Below are 20,467 nucleotides of genomic sequence, written 5' to 3'. Positions count from 1 at the left end.
TGAACGTTGACATTTACTATTTATGATTATAATCTAAGTGTATATATTATTCAAACGAATATATGAATGACATGAGGGTGAGGTGTATAAAGATTCTCAAAACCATTTATCTGTCTATTTTATTGTCTAAAACAAGTATAAGTACTGAGACGAATCCTAATTTCAAATTGAAATATGTGTAATTCATCTACTCTCATAATATCTTTTTACATTTACCATTGAGGTGAAAGTCGTGTATTGGATCATTCTAATAGTTGCCGTAATAGATCAACTAGCAAAATACTTGATACGTAATACGATGGACTATGGCCAAAGCATTTCTATCATTGATAAAGTTTTTTACCTAACATCCCATCGGAATCCGGGTGCTGCTTGGGGAATATTTTCAGGTCAAAAATGGTTCCTAATTATCATTGCATTTATCGCAATATTTGGCGCGATTATGTATGCTCGCAAAGTCACAGATAAGTTGACCCGCATAGCGATTGGTTTGTTTATCGGAGGTGCTATGGGGAACGTAATAGACCGGTTGTTCTTTGGGGAAGTGACTGATATGTTCGATTTCCGATTAATCAATTACCCAATTTTTAATACAGCTGATACATTTTTAGTTAGTGGGGCGATCTTACTCATTATAAGTACTTACAGAGAAGCTAAATTTGAAAAAAACAGTCCTAGTTAGAGAGGATGGATTTAAATACTGCTGCCTCTCTCACCGGAAGCAATGCAGAAACTAAAAAAGATGAAAAAAGACTTAAACTCTTTCCTGATACTGAATACACACTTGAAGAAAAAGTGAAATTGCTATTTTTTCTATAGTGAAAGATTCCTAAGTAGAAAACAGTTGCTAAGTTCGGTTCGAGCAAAAACTGTTGAATAGGACAATATTAAAGATTGGCAACCATAACTTTATAGATTGGACTATTAAAACCTTCATTTTTAACTGAAGGTTTAATAGTCCAAAAATTTATATGAATAATCCATAATAAATTCGTTACCGTCTTATTTAGCAGCCCTTACAACTGCCTATTACGCAGCCTAAAAGCAAAAATAATACTTCAATAATACGAAAGATTTATCAATATTTATTTTGCGCACCTTTTCTTTCCAATTCATATAATCTCCGATCTAAGACTTGAAGCTTTTGCAAAATTTCTTGCTGAATTAAAAGATTTTGATGCATCATTTTTCTCATGTCATTCATAAATTTCAATCCAGATAAAGAATCAATTCATTGTTTTTCTGATGTATAAAACAACTATTTCTACACCTTAAAATAGCTGAATATTCAAATAGTAATCTATATTTTAAGATAATAATTCAAGCTGCCACGTGTTTCGTCGTGTCATTCTTATCAACTTATATTCTATCATAGAACAATTGTTCCTATTTAAGAAAATATATTTATGTTAGTGAGCAAGGTTGCTTATTATTAGTTCTTACAGAGAAGCTAAACTGGAAAAACTACTCTCTAATAAAAAAACACCCATTTTTGATGGATGTTTTTTTACAGCACATAAACTGTAATTATAATAATTTTATTTAGAAGAAATTAGAATCATTATTTAGTATTAAAGGGTTATCTTAAATTCCCTTCCATGTCCTTTTAAATGACATGATGCTGATCAAATTGCACCAATCACCTGTGACTTTCAAGTATATGACCCCACTCTGTTTCATCGCTCTGTGACTACCTTTGAACATGCACCATATCTAACAAATTATGACTTTCGATAACACTCCGCTACCGCAAATACCATTTGTTTTAACACTTTATTGCCTTTTTCCAATTCATCTTTAAACCATTTCTTTTTTTCATCTATATTCATATGCACAAGTGGTGAATGGATAACTACAGTAGTGTTCCCGTATTTGAATTCCTTCAACTGTGAATCCCCCCTTGATTCATCTGTATGCGGATGATCAGGATGGACAACCCTCTTTTCTAACAATTAAAACCCCTCCGGCTAAATTATTTGAAATATTTTAGCAGGCACTTTTTCATATTATTAGTCTTATATGAAAATAGTTATATATATTTGTGATTTTTTTCGTGTAATGTTCGTTGTATAATTGGTTAGAGGTGAATTCAATGCAAAGACCGACTCAATTAGATGTATATATCTATCTACGCAAAAGCAGAAAAGATATTGAAGAAGAACGAAAGGCGATAGCTGAAAATAAAACTTATGACACACTTACTCGCCATAGAGATACACTTATGGCCATTGTAAAAAAGGAAAATCATAATGTAATTGGTATTTTTGAAGAAGTAGTATCAGGGGAATCTATATATGAACGGCCTGAAATGCAAAAACTCCTACGCTTAATAGATGAAGTGCATTGTGATGCAGTCTTAGTAATGGACTTGGATCGATTAGGCCGTGGAGATATGTACGATCAAGGAATGTTGGATAGAGCTTTCCGATTTTCTGGGACAAAGATTATAACACCAACAGAGATTCATGATCCTGAAGATGAAACATGGGAACTTGTTTTCAGTATAAAATCTCTAATTGCACGAGAAGAATTAAAAGCAATCACAAAACGCCTTCAAAGGGGAAGGCATACCTCTGCAGCAGCAGGAAAATCTATCTCAAAAAAACCTCCATATGGGTACAAAAGATTGGAAAACCTAAAATTAGAACCTGATTCTGAAACTGATTGGGTTGTAAAAAAAATGTTCGAAATGATGCGAGATGGACATGGAAGACAAGCAATAGCAGCTGAACTGGATAAACTAGGTGTTCAACCACCAGACAAAGAGTCTGACTTCTGGTCTCCTTCCAGTATTACTGCAATTGTAAAAAATGAAGTTTATATGGGACATATCATTTGGGGGAAATTTAAGAGTGCAAAAAGAAATGGGGGAAATTCCCGAAAAAAGATGCCGCGGGATAAATGGACCATAACAGAAAATGCTCATCCACCAATAGTTTCTCCAGAACTCTGGGAGGCAGCCAATAGCGCACATACAGGCAGATGGAGACCTTCTACCGTTCAGACGAAAACCCTCTCTAATCCACTAGCAGGAATCCTTAAATGTCAGGTATGTGGATATACGATGTGGTACCAGCCCAGAAAAAATAGGCCTAACCACATGATTCGTTGCCCTAATCCTAAATGTAAAGGTGTGCAAAAAGGGGCTATATTATCTCTTGTGGAGCAACGTATTATTCAAGGCTTAGAGGAAATCATAGGACATTTTGAAGTTGAAGAAGGCATGATTGAAAAAAAAGAAGAAAGCTCGACTATAACCATAAAAGAAAAAGTAAAAGCTAACAAAGAAAAAGAGTTAGAAAAATTATACCTTCGACAAGATAATATTCATACGTATCGAGAAACTGGCGAATATACTATGGATGTATTTTTAGAACGCTCGCAAATGGTTGCAAACCTTATAAAACAGACAAAAAATGAAATTAGCATTCTAGAAGAAGAAATAGAAAAAGCAAAATTTCACGAACAGAACATAAATCAATATATACCAACAGTAAAAAAGGTGTTGGATGCGTATAAAGACACAGATGACATTGAAAAGAAAAATCGCTTGTTAAAAACAGTACTTGAGAAAGTAACATATTTAAGGGAAAAAGAGTGGACCCAAAAAGACCAGTTTAAGATTGAATTATATCCTAAGATTTAAGGGTTTAATATAAAAGACGATATAAGAGGGACAACATTTGTTGCCCCTCTTTATCTTAAAAATTCCTTGCTGTGTTGTTCAAAGTTATGATAATACTCTATGTATGAATGAATTATAAAGATTTAGATTCTACTCCAGCATCTACTAACAACTGATATAATGAAGAAATAACGGTCCGAGATTGATTAGTCGTTTTTAACTCCTTAAAGTGCATGATTTCTCTAGTTTCACTGAACGTAAAATACACTTCATTTTTCGCCCTAGATAAAGCAACAAAGAACGCCCTTATATCTGACTCAGATTGATTCTTAAAACTCCAAAAGGCATTGTCTTCTAAACCTAAAAAGAACACAGAATCATACTCTAACCCCTTACTCTTATGTATCGTCATAACAGGGATGCTAAATTCCCCTATGAAATCCAAAATCGCTTTATCCCAAGTTTGGTGATCCACATAGGATTGTGTGATTTTTTTGGCAGCATTTTCTCTTGTTTTCGCTAATAAATCACCCATTGAATATTTTGAGTAAAGATTCTTTATCTTAATCAAACCAAAAAAGTTTACTACTGTGTCTATGAGTTCAGTTATAAAGTTTAGCTGTTTTGTAGGATCTTCTGGGGTCTTCTTCATCCTTTCCCTTAGTTCTTCAATAAAACTTTGTAACCCCTTTTCCATTCGCCACATTTTATCGATTTCTTCATTAGAATCAATTCCATTTAATTCAATAATAAATCTTATTATATTTTGCCAATTTTCGGGTGTGTTTTTAAATGCTGCAATTTTAAGTGTGTTGATAATCAATTGAACATATTCTTCTGATAATAAATCTTGAAATTCCTTCTCAATACGGGATTGAATGCCTACATTTTTCAATTCATGAATTAACTGCTTTGCATAAATATCTTCTTGCTGTTTTACAAGAATACATACATCGCGAGGCTTTACTTTTTTTAATTTTTTTTGCAATATATTTGAAATGTATTTTGCCTCTTGAATATGATCGTTAAATGACCATACCTCACATATTCCTCCTTTAGCGGACCATTTATCTGAGGATTTTACAACCGACGAATTTTCATTTATGGCCTGAGACAAGACATTTTGAATTTCTACAAGCCTTGGCGCAGAACGGTGGTTTAATATCAAATTGTACTTGGCGGAACCAAAGTCATTAGTAAAATCTTTAAATGAATCAACCATAGCACCCGCCCATCCCATGATTCTCTGCTTATCATCACCTACTGCTGTTAACACAGAATTTGACCCCAAGAAAGCTGTTTTTAATAAATCATATTGCACATAAGTTGTGTCCTGAAATTCATCTAGAAAAACGTGGCTGTATGTTTTTCTTAAAGCATTTTTAATTAATGGATTTTCGTTTAAAATCAGTTCTGTTAATCTAGCAATCATAGGAAATGTAAGCGAGCTTTTTAATGATCCTTTTCCTTTGACCATAATCTCCCATAATCTAGTGCTAAGCCAACTGTATAAATCATTAGGTTCTTCAAAAACAGGCAAAGACTGATTAATTAATCTGTTGAATAATTTAGGATAATGTATCTCATGTTGCCAATTAGGATGATTGGGATGGCGTTCAGTTATAAAACCTTGCGCAATATCCTTTATGTCCCTTTCGAAAAATATAAGATTGTAATCGGCAGACGGTTGATATTTATAAGGAAGTGCTAATCTGAATCTATCCAGCAGTGATTTAGCAAACGAATCAAATGTCCTAGATTCGAATCGCTTTGCTAAGTCCTTTCCTACTCTTTTTTCGACTCGGTTTTGTAAATTATCAGCCGCATCTACCTTAAAACTTATTGCTAATATTTTTTTTGGTTCCTGACAAATATTAGTTTCTAATAAATAAGATGCTCTTTGAGCTAATAACTCGGTTTTTCCTGATCCCGGTCCTGCAACAACTAATGTGTGTCCAATACTTTTAACAGCTTGGTCGGCAGCATCTTCTAAAATCATTCCATTAGAAGGCTGCCAAACTGTTTTATTCACCACTTATATCACCTATATTCTTATTAAATGTTTAATTCTGTTTATTAAATTTTCAAATACATCTGGAAAATTATTCAATAACTCTGAATCAGTAATATAGGTCAATGCCTCAATATGTGTACTAGGTTTTCCTCTACCAAGAAAAAGCGAATTATACCACGCCATGAGTTCGTGTTGTTGTTCATTGTATGTGTGTCCAGTAGCTTTTTCATTCTTTAAAGTAGCTTGGATTGAACTTTTAATTTTCTGTTGATATTCATCCGGTTTAGTATCCTTATCGGGTAACCTTGGTCCATTGCTCATTGTACTTTTATAGCTCGCCGGAAAATTCTCCAGCATCAGAAAATCTAAATCTAAAGGACTGGAAAAGAACACGTTATATTTTTCGCCTTGTAATTTTTCAATCCATGTTTTCATTATGGAGATTGACTCTTCATCCAATTCCCAACCTAACATTTCCTCAAATTCTTGCTGTGTCATAACTGTATCCATAGAGTCACTTTCGACTTGTAATAACTCGTCTCTGTTATGTCCATTATTGATTAATTCTTGTAAAACATATTTAATTCTTCCCCATCCACCTCCACCTCGTTCACGGTCTAAATCAAGTAAAGTGATATGGGGTATATCTAATTGATTTAGTAATTTCCACATATGATTTACATGTCTTCCTCCTAACGGAACTACTGATATGCCAGCTTCATATGACGAAATTTCTTTAACTTTTAACAGTTTTGGAATAATAATTTCTTCAGTATCCCCTTCGCCTAAGATCACAAGCTTAGCAAAATAAATTTCAGGATAAGCCATTACAGCCTCTTTGATATATTTAAAAGCATCTGATTCTTTACTGGGAAGTTGTATCTTTTTTGCTATTGTATATCCAACTGTTTTATCTATTCGAAGGTGACAAATATCTTCTGGTGAAACACGTTTTATAATTGATTCACTATGGGAGGTTAAAAAAACCTGTGCATTATCCTTCTCAGAAATTTCATTTAAATTCTCCACTACTTTCCCTAATAAATGAGGGGAAATATGGTTTTCAGGTTCTTCAATTGCCAAAATAGTAAGAGCAGCAGTCGGCTTATCCGTAATTTGTTGTTCAACTTCTAACAGAGAAGATACAAGTGACAAATAAAACAAAGATCGCAATCCATCGCCTAACTTATCAATTGTATATGAACTCGTTTCCTGCGTAGGTGAAAATTGAACTTCAAGCTTTTTTAGTATAGAATCCAATGTTGTGCTATTGAATTCCAAATTTGCATCTTGATAACGAAGATCACTATGATATTTTCTCCACTGTTCGCTAACTATTGTTTTTATTTCACCAACACCCTCAATACTCCCAAACAGCTCATCAACAGGCTTCATTTCTGATTTAATTTGCTGATCCATATCTTCTGGCCAATTAATAGTTTGTAAAATTCTCCATAGAATGGTTCCTGAAGCATTCTTTAACTGTGCTAATGGTTCCCTTATAGCAGGAACATAAATCATCTTGATTTGTGAGCGTTGGTGTGGAGAAACCGGTGAAATTGATTCTTCATTTATCTCTTCTCCTTCGGGGACAGTGATGAAGAAAAGTTTCTGTTCAATTTCTCCTTCCGGTGTCGATCCTGCAAACCACTTACCCTCTAATCTCATTCTTACGTAAGGGTGTTCTTTCGGAGAATTTATCGTAAAATGTGAGAAAAATGGAGGAACGCTTTTATTACCGATATCTTGTTGAGAATCTGTTAATTCAGGAAATGCAATTTTAACTTCTATGTATAAACTCATTTCTTTAACGGAATCAGGTTGAGAAGAGGGGGCGCTATGGAAATCTCCTTTTACCAGCGTACGTTCGTTTTGTGTTATACCGAACAACTTTTGTAAGGCTTGAAGTGTAGCAGTTTTACCTGAACTATTACTACCCACAAAGGTGCTAATATTGGATAAATTAATGATTGTTTCTGTATCTCCAAACGATCTAAAATTTTTAATTTTAAGTTGTTGTATGATCATATTTTAGTCCTCCTATTAAAACGTAAATTACACAATATCTTAAAAAATAGTGTACTCAGCTTAAATGATAATCAAACCAACATATGTCCTCGGCTTTTTCCTGTTATTTCTACTTTAGAATAGTTTAATAGATAAAAAAAGGTATTTTTCCTGATTTTTCGCAAAAGAAGAACAAAAAAATAGAGTCAGGAACTTTTAGGTTCCTGCATTCTGCACTAATGCTACTCCTGTAAAGTAGCGTACCGAACGAAAACTAATAAAGGTGGTGAAGCCACATTTATTTCTCTTTAATTATTGGAATGTATCTTTACTAATTTCTAGACCAGAACAGTTATTGAAATGTAAGCATTTTGCAAAATCATCATATTTGTTCTTCATCCTTAGTATCATAAAAACCAAAAAAAGGACACACATATTGATGTGAGTCCTTGTATCCTCAATTAAAATCCTTGTTAACTTGTTGGTTAATGGACTTTCTCGTTTTTCCCCATTACACTTACATCAAAATGATTTTTATTTTCCGGAGCAAAAAATAATTTTAAAGCGTTAAAGACATCTGCTTTACTTTTCAGTATATAGTACCTAAACTTCTCATTTTTAATGTTTCTGTAAGATCCAAAAAGGGTAGAGGGTATACGATTGTATTGATTTACCTCTCCATAGCCAAACATATTAGATACTTCCATTAACTCTTCTACTAGCTTGACACATCTTGCATTATCCGACGTTAAATTATCTCCATCAGAAAAGTGGAATGGATAAATATTAAACCTTTCTGGGTCATACTTATTATCAATTAGTTCTAATGCTTTTCTATAGACAGAAGAACATATGGTTCCTCCACTTTCTCCTTTAGAAAAGAAATCTTCCTCTGAAACTACTTTTGCCTCCGTATGATGGGCGATAAACTCAATCTCTACTGTTTCATATTTTGTACGCAGGAATCTAGTCATCCAAAAGAAAAAGCTTCTTGCCATATACTTTTCCCATAAGCCCATAGAGCCACTTGTATCCATCATTGCAAGAACAACTGCTTTTGATTCAGGTTTTTGGATTTCATTCCATGTCTTGAATTTTAAATCTTCCGGATAAATAGGGTGAAAGGCAGGTTTACCTGACATAGCATTTCTTTTAAAGGCAGAGATCATTGTTTTCTTCTTATCAATATTTCCCATTAAGCCTACTTTTCTTATATCATTAAACTCAATGTTTTCTACTACTATTTGATCTTGTTCTTTTTTCTTTAAATTCGGCAGTTCTAATTGTTTGAATAGAGCCTCTTCCAGTTCCATCAAAGATACTTCTGCTTCGAAGTAATCTTCGCCTGCTTGATCTCCTGCGCCTTGCCCTTTCCCTGGGCCTTTTTGAGTTCCAGATCCATCACGTGCGACCACATCGCCAACCTGACTATCTCCATCTCCTTGCCCTACATGCTTATTCTTATCATAATTATATCGAATTTTGTATTCATCTAGTGAACGAATAGGAATTTTTACTACTTCTCTGCCGTTTGACATAACAATGTTTTCTTCTGTTATTAAATCAGGAAGGTTATTTTTAATTGCTTCTTGCACTTTTTCCTGATGTCGTTGCTGGTCGTCATGGCCTTTACGATGGAGGGACCAATTCTCTTGAGATATTACAAACTGATGTTGATTTTGTTTTTCGGTCATTCTTTCCCCTCCTAAAAAATTTCTAGATTTTATTCACCAATAATCTTCTTGATGCATACACTAATTTGGGTAATACTATACCTAAATAAAGTGATTACTCTATCATATGCAAAAACAACAAATAATTTACTAATAATTTAGATAATCAAGCTTTTTAGGCACATAGATGGAAACTACCATTCTTATGGAAAAAAAGGAACAGACATAAATGCCCGTTCCACCTTGACCAGTTTCTTTTATCGATTTAATAAGCTACCTACATAACGTAATAATTCATTTGCTGAGGTGGAATTGTAGCCATGCTCATCAACAAGCCTTGCAACTACTTCATTCACTTTCTTCAACTGCTGCTCATCTGGAGTTTTTGTAGAAGTCGTAATCTTCACTACATCTTTTAGATCAGCAAATAATTTCTTTTGAATAGCTTCACGTAAACGATCATGTGAGTTGTAATCAAATCTCTTTCCTTTTCTTGCATATGCAGAAATACGAATGAGTATTTCTTCACGGAATGATTTTTTCGCATTTTCAGAAATACCAATTTGCTCCTCAATAGAACGCATTAATTTTTCATCTGGATTAATTGGCTCTCCTGTTAATGGATCTCGCAATTTATTTTTATTACAATAAGCTTCTACATTATCCAAATAATTATCCATCAATGTTTTTGCAGACTCTTCATAAGAATAAACGAACGCTTTTTGTACTTCCTTCTTAGCAATTTCATCATATTCTTTTCGAGCAAGGGAAATGCAATTTAAGTATTTTTCTTTTAACTCATTCGTAATAGAAGAATGCTGATCTAATCCTTCTTTTAAGGAAAGAAGAACATCTAAAGCATTAATGCTCGTAACATCCTTGCGAATAATGGTTGATGAAATACGATTAATCACATAACGAGGGTCAATACCACTCATTCCTTCATCACCATATTCATTTTGCAATTCTTTAAGATCAGCAGAACTAAAGCCTTCCACATTCTCTCCATCATACAGACGCATTTTTTTCACTAAATCAATATCACCTTTTTTCGGTTCTTTTAATCTAGTCAAAATCGTGAAGATTGCTGCGATTTTTAATGTATGTGGAGCAATATGAACATCAGAAACATCACTTTCGCGAATCATTTTTTCATAGATTCTTTCTTCTTCTGTTGCTTTTAGATTATATGGAACTGGCATAACAATAATACGCGAATGCAAGGCTTCATTCTTTTTATTCGAGATAAAGGAGCGATACTCCGTTTCATTTGTATGTGCCACAATTAACTCATCAGCAGAGATAAGAGCAAATCTTCCTGCTTTAAAGTTTCCTTCTTGTGTTAGTGATAATAAATGCCAAAGGAATTTTTCATCACATTTTAACATCTCCTGAAATTCCATCATCCCTCGGTTTGCCTTATTTAATTCCCCGTCAAAACGATAGGCACGTGGATCTGATTCTGAACCATATTCAGCAATAGTAGAGAAATCAATACTACCTGTTAAGTCAGCAATATCCTGAGATTTGGGATCAGAAGGGCTAAAGGTTCCAATACCTGTTCGCTTATCTTCAGAAAAGAATACTCTTTCTACTACAACCTCTTCAATCTTGCCACCATACTCTTCTTGTAATCTCATCAAGTTCAAAGGAGATAGATTACCTTCAATACGAATTCCATATTCATCATAAAAATCTTTTCTTAGACTATGTGGAATCATATGAAGCGGATCTTCATGCATTGGGCATCCTTTAATAGCATAAACAGCACCTTTATCTGTATACGTGTATGCTTCAAGACCTCTTTTTAACATGGTTACTAAAGTTGATTTACCACCACTTACTGGTCCCATAAGAAGGAGAATACGTTTTCTAACATCTAGTCTTTTGGCAGCAGGATGAAAATATTCTTCTACTAATCTCTCTAAAGGCTCTTCTAGACCAAATAACTGATCGGAGAAAAAATTATATTCTTTTTTCCCATTTACTTCATCAATACCAGCATCTTTAATCATATTGTATACTCTAGAATGCGCAGATTGCGCTACCCAAGGTTTTTCCCTTAAAATCTCTAAATATTCGCCAAATGTCCCTTCCCACTTCAACAACTCTTCTTCTTGTCTATACATCTCGATTTTCTTTAATATATTCATATGGACCTCCCCTGTCACTTTATCAGAGACGATTAATTTATTGTATGCTACAGCATATATGAACATGCTTAAAAAGTCTGAATTGTTTATTGGAAGAAAAATACTTTTACAGTATAGCCCCCTTTTAGAGGAATACATTCTTTCCTTCTGTTGGTGATTATTTTTGTGAGTATATGAGCGAAGGTGTGTTTAATAGAATTTGTTTGATTGGTAATAATGCATAAGTAAAAAGCGGGGGATATGAAGAATGAACGACCTTCTTTTGGCCTTGACTGGTATTCGGGCTTTCATTTCATAAATGAACGACCTTTTTGGGGACGAAACTGAAATTCGGGCTTTCATCTCATAAATGAACGACCTTTTTGGGGACGAAACTGGTATTCGGGCTTTCATTTCATGAATGAACGACCTTTTTGGGGACGAAACTGAAATTCGGGCTTTCATCTCATAAATGAACGACCTTTTTGGGGACGAAACTGGTATTCGGGCTTTCATTTCATGAATGAACGACCTTTTTGGGGACGAAACTGGAATTTTGGCCTTCATCTCATAAATGAACGACCTTTCTGGGGGCGAAACTGGTATTCGGGCCTTCATTTCATAAATGAACGACCAAAAATGAATACGTAAAAGAAAAAGAGTAAATTGGTACATGCTTAAACAGTCACAATCGTACATGGTTCCTTGATATTTATAGTAATGATTAAAAAACTAATTATTGTTGTTAATAAGTTACTCTATAAACCACTTCATAGACATTCCCATTTAAAAGCGTTTCTTTGCTCTCCTCTTAGAACCATTTTCTTTACTTCTATTCCTTCAAGTGGTTCTTTCCTTTTCCTTTAGAACCTCAAAATTCCAAGACATCTCCTTCCCAAAATCCGCACAAAAAATGCAGCTCTCAGCATATGCCAAGAACCACATTCTAAGTTATCTTAAATCAAATTTCTTCTTTGTTACAAAATCCTTCATATATAAACGTGACTTTTGGTCAAGCATCCCCACCATTTGAGAAGTCCAAGTATCAGCACGTTTTCCAGCTGTTCTTTCCTTGTAATATTCAGAGATTTGCGCATTGTATTCTAAAAGCTCTTTTTTATATTGTTCCTTATCCTGCTCATACTCATCTTCATGATAAATATGGTGAAATGGAGCTCTTGGTTTCTTATCCGTTTGCTGATCTGGATATCCTACAACTAATGCAAATAGTGGAATAACATGATCAGGTGTTTTTAGTAGTTCACTTACTTCATTTAAATTATTGCGAATTCCACCTATATAACAAATTCCAAGACCCATGGATTCTGCTGCTATGGATGCATTTTGAGCTGCTAGTGCCGCATCAATTAAGCTCACCATAAATTTCTCCGTACTCTCAAGCGTTTCAGAAATGTTCTTTCCTTCCATCTCTGCTGCCACCTCATGACGATATAAATCTGCACAAAAAACAAACGTATGTCCATTATTTTCAACATAACTTTGGTTCCCAGCTAATTCAGCTAATTTCTTCTTTTTCTCTGGATTACTGACACCAATAATGCTATAGGCTTGAATGAAACTAGAAGTTGACGCACTTTGCGCAGCCTCTACTATCTGATGAATTTGCTCTTGTGTTAGAGATTGCTCTGTAAATTTTCTTACAGAACGATGATTTAATATCGTTTCTATCGTTTGATTCATATAAACAGCACCTCTTTAGAATAGTGAATATATGTTTATGATATACCAATCCACAAAAAATCCATAAGAATTAGCTTTTTTTCATAAAAAAAGAAGTATATTCTTTAACAAATATACTCCCCAACCCTTAATATTGCTTTTTCAAATCACTAAAGTCTTGCTGTCTTAATGCTTCGTATACAAGAATAGCTGCCGTGTTAGATAAATTCAATGAACGGATATTATCCGTCATTGGTATGCGCAATGCACGGTCTAAGTTATTTTGAATCAATTCATCTGGAAGACCAGTTGTTTCTCTTCCAAAGATAAAATAGTGGTCTTTCTCAGGGTCACTATAATCAAAGGAAGAGTAAGTAATCTTTCCAAATTTCGTAATATAATAGAACTCTCCACCTTCATTAGCACTAAAAAAATCTTCTAATGAATCATGGTAACGAATATCTACGAATTCCCAATAATCAAGTCCTGCCCGTTTAAGCATCTTATCATCAGTGGAAAAACCTAAAGGTCTAATTAAATGTAAAACAGTATCTGTTCCAGCACATGTTCTTGCGATATTACCTGTGTTGGAAGGGATTTGCGGTTGATATAATACAATGTGAATTGCCAAGTCTAGTCACCTCTAACGATTTCTTCCGTATCATTATACACCTAGGTTGTTAAAAAAGCGAAAGAGACTTTTTATCCGTCAATAATAGTAAAAAATTTATATTTAATATTAGGCGTATAAGCAGTGGAATCTTCATATGCCCAATACCTCATTCTACTATTATAAGTATGCGCGTTAACAAGTGGTTCACCATTAGCATCCTTTCCTGTGACAATAGTAGTATGGTTCCACTTTCCATCCCCTTCGAAGTCATAACAAATGACATCTCCTAGCTTTAATTCCATTGCAGTCTTAACTTCTTTTGCACGAAGTCCTGCTGTTGAAGAGGCTAGATACCTAGGAAAAGCATTAGCTACAGACCAACTGTAACTCCAATTATTATTTTGCATCCACCAGCCCTTGTTTCGATTAGGATATCCTCGCATCGGCGCTCCACCTTCATGGACACATTGAGAGATATAGTTGGTACAGTCCACTTCAAACTGCTTATACTTGGGATTATAGCTATTCCACCATTTCTCCGCATACTGAACTGCCTTTGTTCGATCATACTTATAGCGACTCCAGGATTCATTTGTATCTCTAAATTCTTCTGTTATCGGGATACTTTGATCTCGATCAAAATAATTAGGCTGTAGTTCGATATCTTCAATAAGTACTCCTTTATAAAAGATCCCTTTCCTCTTTTCTACCTCTTCCTCTACAAAGAAAAGCTCTCCTTGCTTAATAAAATATTGAAGATGTACACAATAAATGAGCTCCTCAGATTCTTCTTCCATTAGTTTTTTGCTTTCAACATTGCCTTTGGCTTTTACATGAACAATTTCTGCATTTCTTCTTTCAAATAACTGCTTCTTTCGATCTATTTTCTCATCTACTGAACTCGTTCTTTCCTTAGAAACACATTGTTGTATTCTTTTTTCGACTATCTCCATTAATTGTTGTTTCATGTTATCAACTCCCTTCCTTAATAACTATGAGATGGAAGGAAATAATTGCACAAAAAAAAGAAGGAAAAATTCCTTCTTAAGCTAAACGTTGTAAGGCATCTTGTATCTCTTGCAATACTTCATTATCTTCTTCTTTCTTAATAGCTACCTCTAATGCAGTTTTAGAGTCTTCTCCTCCAAGTTTACCAAGTGCCCATGCTGCTGTTCCGCGGATAACTGGTCTTGAATCTTTTTGCATAACAGTAATCAAGTCACCAACTGCCCCAACCTCTTTAAAATGAGCAAGTGCAATAATAGCATTTCGTTGAATAGGCTTTTTCCCGCGCCAAGAACCAGAAATATATCCATACTTCTCTTTAAACTCTTTATTGCTAATAAATAATAAAGGCTGTAATAGCGGTTTCGCAATTTCTGGGTCTGGTTCCATTTCTGGATGATTATGAAAATCCATTCCTTTATTTTTCGGACAAATGGTTTGACATGTATCACAACCGTATATACGATTTCCAAGTTTCTCCCTAAATTCCTCTGCTAAAAAGCCCTTTGTTTGCGTTTGAAAAGCAATACATCTTTGAGCATTTAATTGTCCACCCTGTATTAATGCTCCTGTAGGACAAACTTCAATACATTTATTGCATGTACCACATTGGTCTTCCATAGGTGTATCTGGATCAAGAGGTAAGTTTGTAATCATTTCTCCTAAATATACATAAGAACCGAATTCAGGAGTAATGATGGCACAGTTCTTACCTGACCAACCAATTCCAGATCGTTGGGCAACCGCACGATCTACTAATTCTCCAGTGTCTACCATTGATTTACAAAGTGCATCTGGAATTCTATTTTTAATATATTCTTCAAGCTTCTTCAAACGATCATTTAATACTACATGGTAATCTGTTCCCCATGATGCTCGGCAGAAAATCCCTCTTCTAGCACCCTTTTTGCTAACCACTCTATCTTTCATCTTAGAAGGATAAGCTAAGGCAATAGAAATGATAGACTTAGGTTGATCCATCAGGAGGGAGGGATTTACCCTTTTCTCAATGTCTTTTTCTTCAAAACCAGATTGATAGTTTAATTCTTGCTGTTGTATTAATCTAACTTTCATTTCTTCAAATGTACTAGCGGTTGTAAATCCTATTTTATCAATACCTATTGTTTTACTGTATGCTATTATATCTTCTTTTAATTGTTGATAATTCATGGAGTCTCCCCCTTTTCTCTCAAGTCGACCATAATGAATGCTAGTTTAGCTTAACAAACATTGGTTTTAAACGATTTTTACGCTAAAATATAGAATAACATAAAAAGAGTCTATATTGGAGGTGAATATATTGGATATTTCAATCTCAGAAGATTTAAAAAAGTTAATACCAGATTTTAAAATTGGTTTTATCCAATATAAAGGCATAGAAGTGGGAACTTCTCCCCAAATGGTAAAAGGGCGTCTACAGCTATTTCAGGAATCCATTTTCTTTGACTTAGAAGAAAAAAATGTTACAGATGTTGCCTCTATTAAAGAATGGCGTGAAATCTTTAAGAAAACAGGAAAGGATCCTAATCGCTATCGTCATTCTGCCGAAGCATTGTTTAGAAGAGTAAAAAAACAAAATTACTTACAGCCAATTAATAGTAGTATAGATTTAAATAATTTCTTTTCCCTACAATATGGTATTCCGATCGGTTCTTATGATTCTAGTCAGCTTGAAGGAAAAATAAACATTCGCATTGGAGAAGCAGATGAGTATTATAATGGTCTAAATGGTCGCAGTAATTCCCTTGAACATTTAATCATTTCAGAGGATGTAAAAGGCCCTTTTGGAAGTCCATTTGTAGATTCGGATAGAGCACCTGTTCAGTTGACAACAAATGCCGCTATTCAAACTGTTTATCTGCAACCATCTATTTCTAAGGACACCGCAGAAAAGATGGTAGAATCCTTAAAAAATATGTTTGTACAAATTCATGGTGGGGAGGCAAGATTTTCTATTGTGGAATAGGTACCATGTTTTTTTGCTACTGTGAAGCACCTGATCAGATAAATAGTCGCAGAAATCCTCTTATTTTCGTTACTAACATGAAAAACATCTACAATAGACGGAGGATTTCCGCCTATTTCCTTAAAACACATGAAATCGGAGTATTTTTCCTTACTTAGCCGGAAAACTCCGCTTATTTCCCTTATAAGTAAGAGATTATCTACATTTAACCGGAAATCTCCGGTTATTTTTGCAGATTACTGCGGATTTAATGGTGAACCAAAATTATTTTAGCATTAGAGGAAGATTTATATTTATAAATAAAAAAACATGGAGACATCTCCATGTTTTTTTCGTAAAATATAAAACGCAATGCTTCGTTCTTCTAAGTGATACGAAACACTGCGTTGTGACTTATGTATGGAGCGGGTGATGGGAATCGAACCCACGACATCAGCTTGGAAGGCTGAGGTTTTACCATTAAACTACACCCGCATATTTCTTAACAATTTCTTAAAGTATCTTTAACACGTTTTTTATTATATATTCACATTCGTAAAAAAGCAACTATTTTCGACAAATTTCTTTATATCTTTTTTTCTCTTAACCTCACGATATTCAGTTTATGAAATGTTCTTATAATTATGACTATTATACAAAATAATTTTAAAAAAGTCAGCATCTTTAGAGATACTGACTCACTAATTAACTTATTAAAAAATAGATTTTCTTTCCTTCCAAGCAAATCCTGATACAATCACAATAAAAATCCCCATCATTATAGCATACCCTGTTACAGCTCCTGCAACCCCAATGGTTTGTGTAATAAACCCAAGCCCAATCACAGGTAGACTTACACCTAAATAAGTAATCACAAAAAAGAAAGAAACAATATTGCCTTTCATTTGAGTTGGAGCCACTTCGTTTACTAATGCTAAGCTACCTGCATATGCTGGGCCATTACCTGCTCCTATCAAAACAGCAGAAAGTAATAACAGTGTTAAAGATTGTGCATAAATTGTAATAACTAATAAGAAAAGTCCTAAAGCTAGAAAAACATATCCCACTGTCATCAGCTTCTTTAAAGAGAGCTGCTTTAATAAAATCTGGTTCGCAGCTGCCGCAATAAGTCCTAAAGCTACCACAATTCCAGAGATAGTAAGACTATTTAACTCCGTAAAACTAGATAAGTTTGATGGAATAATAGACATAAACATACTGATGATGGACCATGCAAGAAAAGAAGTAAAAGATGCCACAATAAACGGCTTTACTATTGCTTTTGGTACATATGGTTTCTTTAACTGTACTGGTTTTAAGCCTGGTCTTATATTTTCATTCAAGAAGAATAATGCGAAGAAGCACGGAATGATTAATAATAAGTGTACATAATAAGAAAGTCTTAAAGGAATTGGAGCAAAATCTCCTAATAATCCAGAAAGAATCGGACCAAGAGCATTGCCTAGAGTTACAGCAAGCGCACAAATTAAGGCTGTTTTCTTTGTGTTCCTTCTATCATCTAGCTCCGTTAAGGCAGCTACAGCAACTCCATTTAATATTCCAACAGATAATCCTTGAAACAATCTTCCTATAAGGAGCATCTCTATCCCATTTGCAATGGTAAAGCATGCTGTTCCAACAAGAGAGAAAAATATTCCCGGAATTATTACCTTTTTTCGCCCAATCTGATCAGATAATTGTCCTGCAATAATAATGGCTGGAATAACAGTGAAAGCATAAATGGCAAACACTAAAGAAATCATCCCAGAGGTTAGTCCCCATTCCACTCTGTAAAGTGAATATAAGGAAGCTGGAATATTGGTTCCAAATAAGGTTAAAAATAAACTACACGCAACAAACCAATAAGAGGCTTTCCTACTTAATGTTTTCTGCTGTTGTAATACTTGAATCGTATCCGCTCGTTGTTGCAGTCTTTGTTGAAATGAAGATCGTTGTATGGTATCAGCATCAACCTCTACAACATCCATTAAACCTTGTAATCCAATGATTAGACTTTTTACCTGCTTTTCTTCAGCAGAACTTGCTATTTGAATTCTTGTTGTTTCTTCTTGTTTATATTTTTTGGTTTTTATACTCTCAATGTTCACATCATGAGAACCAAATAAATTCGATATTCGAGCCAGAACTCCTGGCTGATCATTAACTAGCATGGAAATTCGATATGCTGATGACATGAAGCTCTCAACTCCCTAAGTATATTCTCTATTTCTATTTTATGATTGAATAAATATAAAGTCTATACATTTGTTAGAAAATATAACACGAAATATTCGACAGAATATTCCATGCTAATTTCCCCTTACTGCTACAAGCTTTTTTGAAGGAGTTATAATAGTGCTCAATTTATATTTAACTGTATTTTCAGAAAAATCTTGCATATTATTTGCATATTTTTTAATATCTATTTATTTACTTCGAGGAGTACATACACCATGATTCGTGAACAAAATATGAAATCTTTTAGATATTGTGTATATTTTCACAATATATTATTGATTTCGTGACAAATCAGGTTCATAATATGGGTTAGAAACATGAAGGTAGTGTTTAAGGAGGTATTACTCATGGAAGGTGCATCACTTAATGAGGTAGAAAAACTGGCTTTAAAAAAATTGAAGATATTTAAAAAAAGTAAATTTCTATTATTTATGCGTGCAGTTTTAGCTAGTATGTTTATTGGATTTGGTGTCATTGTTGCTTTTAAGACTGGAAACTTTTTTTATTCTGTTGGTTCTCCTTTTGCTTATCCAATGGGAGCTTTAGTGTTCGGTGCAGCCATTATTCTTATCGCCTATGGTGGAGGAGATTTATTTACAGGGAATACTTTTTATTATACGTATGCAGCACTAAGAAAGAAAATCATGTGGTCTGATGTTTTTAAAGTATGGGGTACTAGTTATGCAGGCAATATTGTTGGAGCAATCTTTTTTGCAATCTTTATTCTTTTAACTGGTCTTTTTAAATCTCCTTCTGTTAACGAATTCTTACTTCATGCTGCTGAAGGAAAATTAGAAGCACCCATAAGTGAACTATTCTTTAGAGGGATTTTGTGTAACTGGCTTGTGTGTTTAGCATTCTTTATCCCTATGTCTATGAAAGAAAATACAGCTAAAATTGCTGTTATGGTTTTATTAGTATTTTGTTTCTTTATCTCTGGTTATGAACATAGTATTGCTAACATGGTTACATTTTCTATTTCCTATGTACTAGACCAAAATCCAGCTGTCACTATTCCAGCTATTATTCGAAACCTAATTCCAGTAACACTTGGAAACCTTGTAGGTGGTGTTGGCTTTATGGGCTTTATGTATTATTATGTGAACAAGCCTTTCTTAGATGAAGAAGAAGGAAAATAATTGTTAAATGAATAGAGACCTTCCTATATTGAAGGTCTCATACTGTTGAAAAACAAAATTGTCTATGGACAATTTTGTGAAAATAGAGTTAAATCCTTACGTATCATAATGGAAAACGAGGGATTTTTTGATGTACTTCACCTATTTAAATAGGGAAATAGTAGAAAATCGAAAGAGATATGAAATAATGTGTGCTGCTTCGTACCATAGAGAATATGAAAAAGACCACTTTTAGAAAAATAGTCGTAGAAATTCCCTTATTTTCGTTACTTCTAGAGTTAGTCTAAAAAGTGGACACGTATAAATGAGAATTTATTATAATAAAACTATCATTTAAAAGGACGTGTTCAAAATATGGGAAAGCACTTTTCACAAGAGTATAAAGAATATGTATCT

General features: G+C 34.1%; 15 protein-coding genes and 1 tRNA gene. 4 read left to right on the top strand and 12 right to left on the bottom strand.

What is annotated here, in order from left to right:
• The first annotated feature begins 232 nt into the window (after positions 1-232).
• Positions 233-682 (top strand): signal peptidase II, encoded by a 450-nt coding sequence (gene lspA / locus F9279_RS21610; RefSeq protein WP_094768450.1) that lies wholly within the window; start codon positions 233-235, stop codon positions 680-682.
• A 1,039-nt stretch (positions 683-1,721) separates the two neighbouring features.
• On the opposite strand, the gene F9279_RS21605 is transcribed toward lspA, so the two are convergent.
• The gene (locus F9279_RS21605) at positions 1,722-1,952 is read right to left on the bottom strand and encodes a hypothetical protein (RefSeq protein WP_094768451.1); all 231 of its coding nucleotides are present in this window, start codon (positions 1,950-1,952) and stop codon (positions 1,722-1,724) included.
• 140 nt (positions 1,953-2,092) lie between these two features.
• Here F9279_RS21605 and F9279_RS21600 point away from each other — a divergent pair, with 140 nt between their 5' ends.
• Complete coding sequence (locus tag F9279_RS21600; RefSeq protein ID WP_094768452.1) at positions 2,093-3,646, top strand: recombinase family protein; 1,554 nt, start codon at positions 2,093-2,095, stop codon at positions 3,644-3,646.
• A 112-nt stretch (positions 3,647-3,758) separates the two neighbouring features.
• On the opposite strand, the gene F9279_RS21595 is transcribed toward F9279_RS21600, so the two are convergent.
• The 9 genes from F9279_RS21595 to queG all read right to left on the bottom strand — a co-directional run bounded on the left by F9279_RS21595 (position 3,759) and on the right by queG (position 15,919).
• A complete protein-coding gene (locus F9279_RS21595; RefSeq protein ID WP_226793809.1) occupies positions 3,759-5,657 on the bottom strand; it encodes a UvrD-helicase domain-containing protein in 1,899 nt (632 codons plus the stop codon).
• A 12-nt stretch (positions 5,658-5,669) separates the two neighbouring features.
• Positions 5,670-7,667 carry an ATP-dependent nuclease gene (locus tag F9279_RS21590; RefSeq protein WP_152116264.1) on the bottom strand — a complete coding sequence of 666 codons (1,998 nt, stop codon included), beginning with the start codon at positions 7,665-7,667 and terminating at the stop codon, positions 5,670-5,672.
• Between the two features lie 464 nt (positions 7,668-8,131).
• Positions 8,132-9,340 (bottom strand): sporulation protein YhbH, encoded by a 1,209-nt coding sequence (yhbH, locus tag F9279_RS21585; RefSeq protein WP_152116263.1) that lies wholly within the window; start codon positions 9,338-9,340, stop codon positions 8,132-8,134.
• A gap of 236 nt (positions 9,341-9,576) precedes the next feature.
• Positions 9,577-11,472 (bottom strand): PrkA family serine protein kinase, encoded by a 1,896-nt coding sequence (locus F9279_RS21580; protein ID WP_152116262.1) that lies wholly within the window; start codon positions 11,470-11,472, stop codon positions 9,577-9,579.
• Positions 11,473-11,661: 189 nt separating this feature from the next.
• The gene (locus F9279_RS21575; protein WP_152116261.1) at positions 11,662-12,126 is read right to left on the bottom strand and encodes a hypothetical protein; all 465 of its coding nucleotides are present in this window, start codon (positions 12,124-12,126) and stop codon (positions 11,662-11,664) included.
• A 276-nt stretch (positions 12,127-12,402) separates the two neighbouring features.
• The gene (nfsA, locus tag F9279_RS21570; RefSeq protein ID WP_152116260.1) at positions 12,403-13,152 is read right to left on the bottom strand and encodes an oxygen-insensitive NADPH nitroreductase; all 750 of its coding nucleotides are present in this window, start codon (positions 13,150-13,152) and stop codon (positions 12,403-12,405) included.
• Between the two features lie 127 nt (positions 13,153-13,279).
• Complete coding sequence (gene trmL / locus F9279_RS21565) at positions 13,280-13,762, bottom strand: tRNA (uridine(34)/cytosine(34)/5-carboxymethylaminomethyluridine(34)-2'-O)-methyltransferase TrmL (RefSeq protein ID WP_152116259.1); 483 nt, start codon at positions 13,760-13,762, stop codon at positions 13,280-13,282.
• A gap of 71 nt (positions 13,763-13,833) precedes the next feature.
• The gene (locus tag F9279_RS21560) at positions 13,834-14,712 is read right to left on the bottom strand and encodes an amidase domain-containing protein (protein ID WP_152116258.1); all 879 of its coding nucleotides are present in this window, start codon (positions 14,710-14,712) and stop codon (positions 13,834-13,836) included.
• 76 nt (positions 14,713-14,788) lie between these two features.
• A complete protein-coding gene (queG, locus tag F9279_RS21555) occupies positions 14,789-15,919 on the bottom strand; it encodes a tRNA epoxyqueuosine(34) reductase QueG (protein WP_152116257.1) in 1,131 nt (376 codons plus the stop codon).
• A 130-nt stretch (positions 15,920-16,049) separates the two neighbouring features.
• Between queG and F9279_RS21550 the strand changes: the two genes are divergently transcribed.
• The gene (locus tag F9279_RS21550) at positions 16,050-16,715 is read left to right on the top strand and encodes a B3/4 domain-containing protein (RefSeq protein WP_152116256.1); all 666 of its coding nucleotides are present in this window, start codon (positions 16,050-16,052) and stop codon (positions 16,713-16,715) included.
• Positions 16,716-17,115: 400 nt separating this feature from the next.
• Here the strand turns inward: F9279_RS21550 and F9279_RS21545 are convergent.
• Positions 17,116-17,189, bottom strand: a tRNA-Gly gene (locus tag F9279_RS21545).
• A gap of 218 nt (positions 17,190-17,407) precedes the next feature.
• Positions 17,408-18,889: an MFS transporter gene (locus tag F9279_RS21540; protein WP_152116255.1), complete on the bottom strand. Its 1,482-nt coding sequence runs from the start codon at positions 18,887-18,889 to the stop codon at positions 17,408-17,410.
• 390 nt (positions 18,890-19,279) lie between these two features.
• On the opposite strand from F9279_RS21540, the gene F9279_RS21535 reads away from it, so the two are divergent.
• Positions 19,280-20,071, top strand: coding sequence for a formate/nitrite transporter family protein (locus tag F9279_RS21535; protein WP_152116254.1), 792 nt, complete (start codon positions 19,280-19,282; stop codon positions 20,069-20,071).
• Positions 20,072-20,467: the final 396 nt, after the last annotated feature.

The organism is Bacillus sp. B1-b2, assembly GCF_009183415.1.
Classification (GTDB): Bacteria; Bacillota; Bacilli; order Bacillales; family Cytobacillaceae; genus Niallia.
This window is presented reverse-complemented; position numbering and strand designations above follow the sequence as displayed.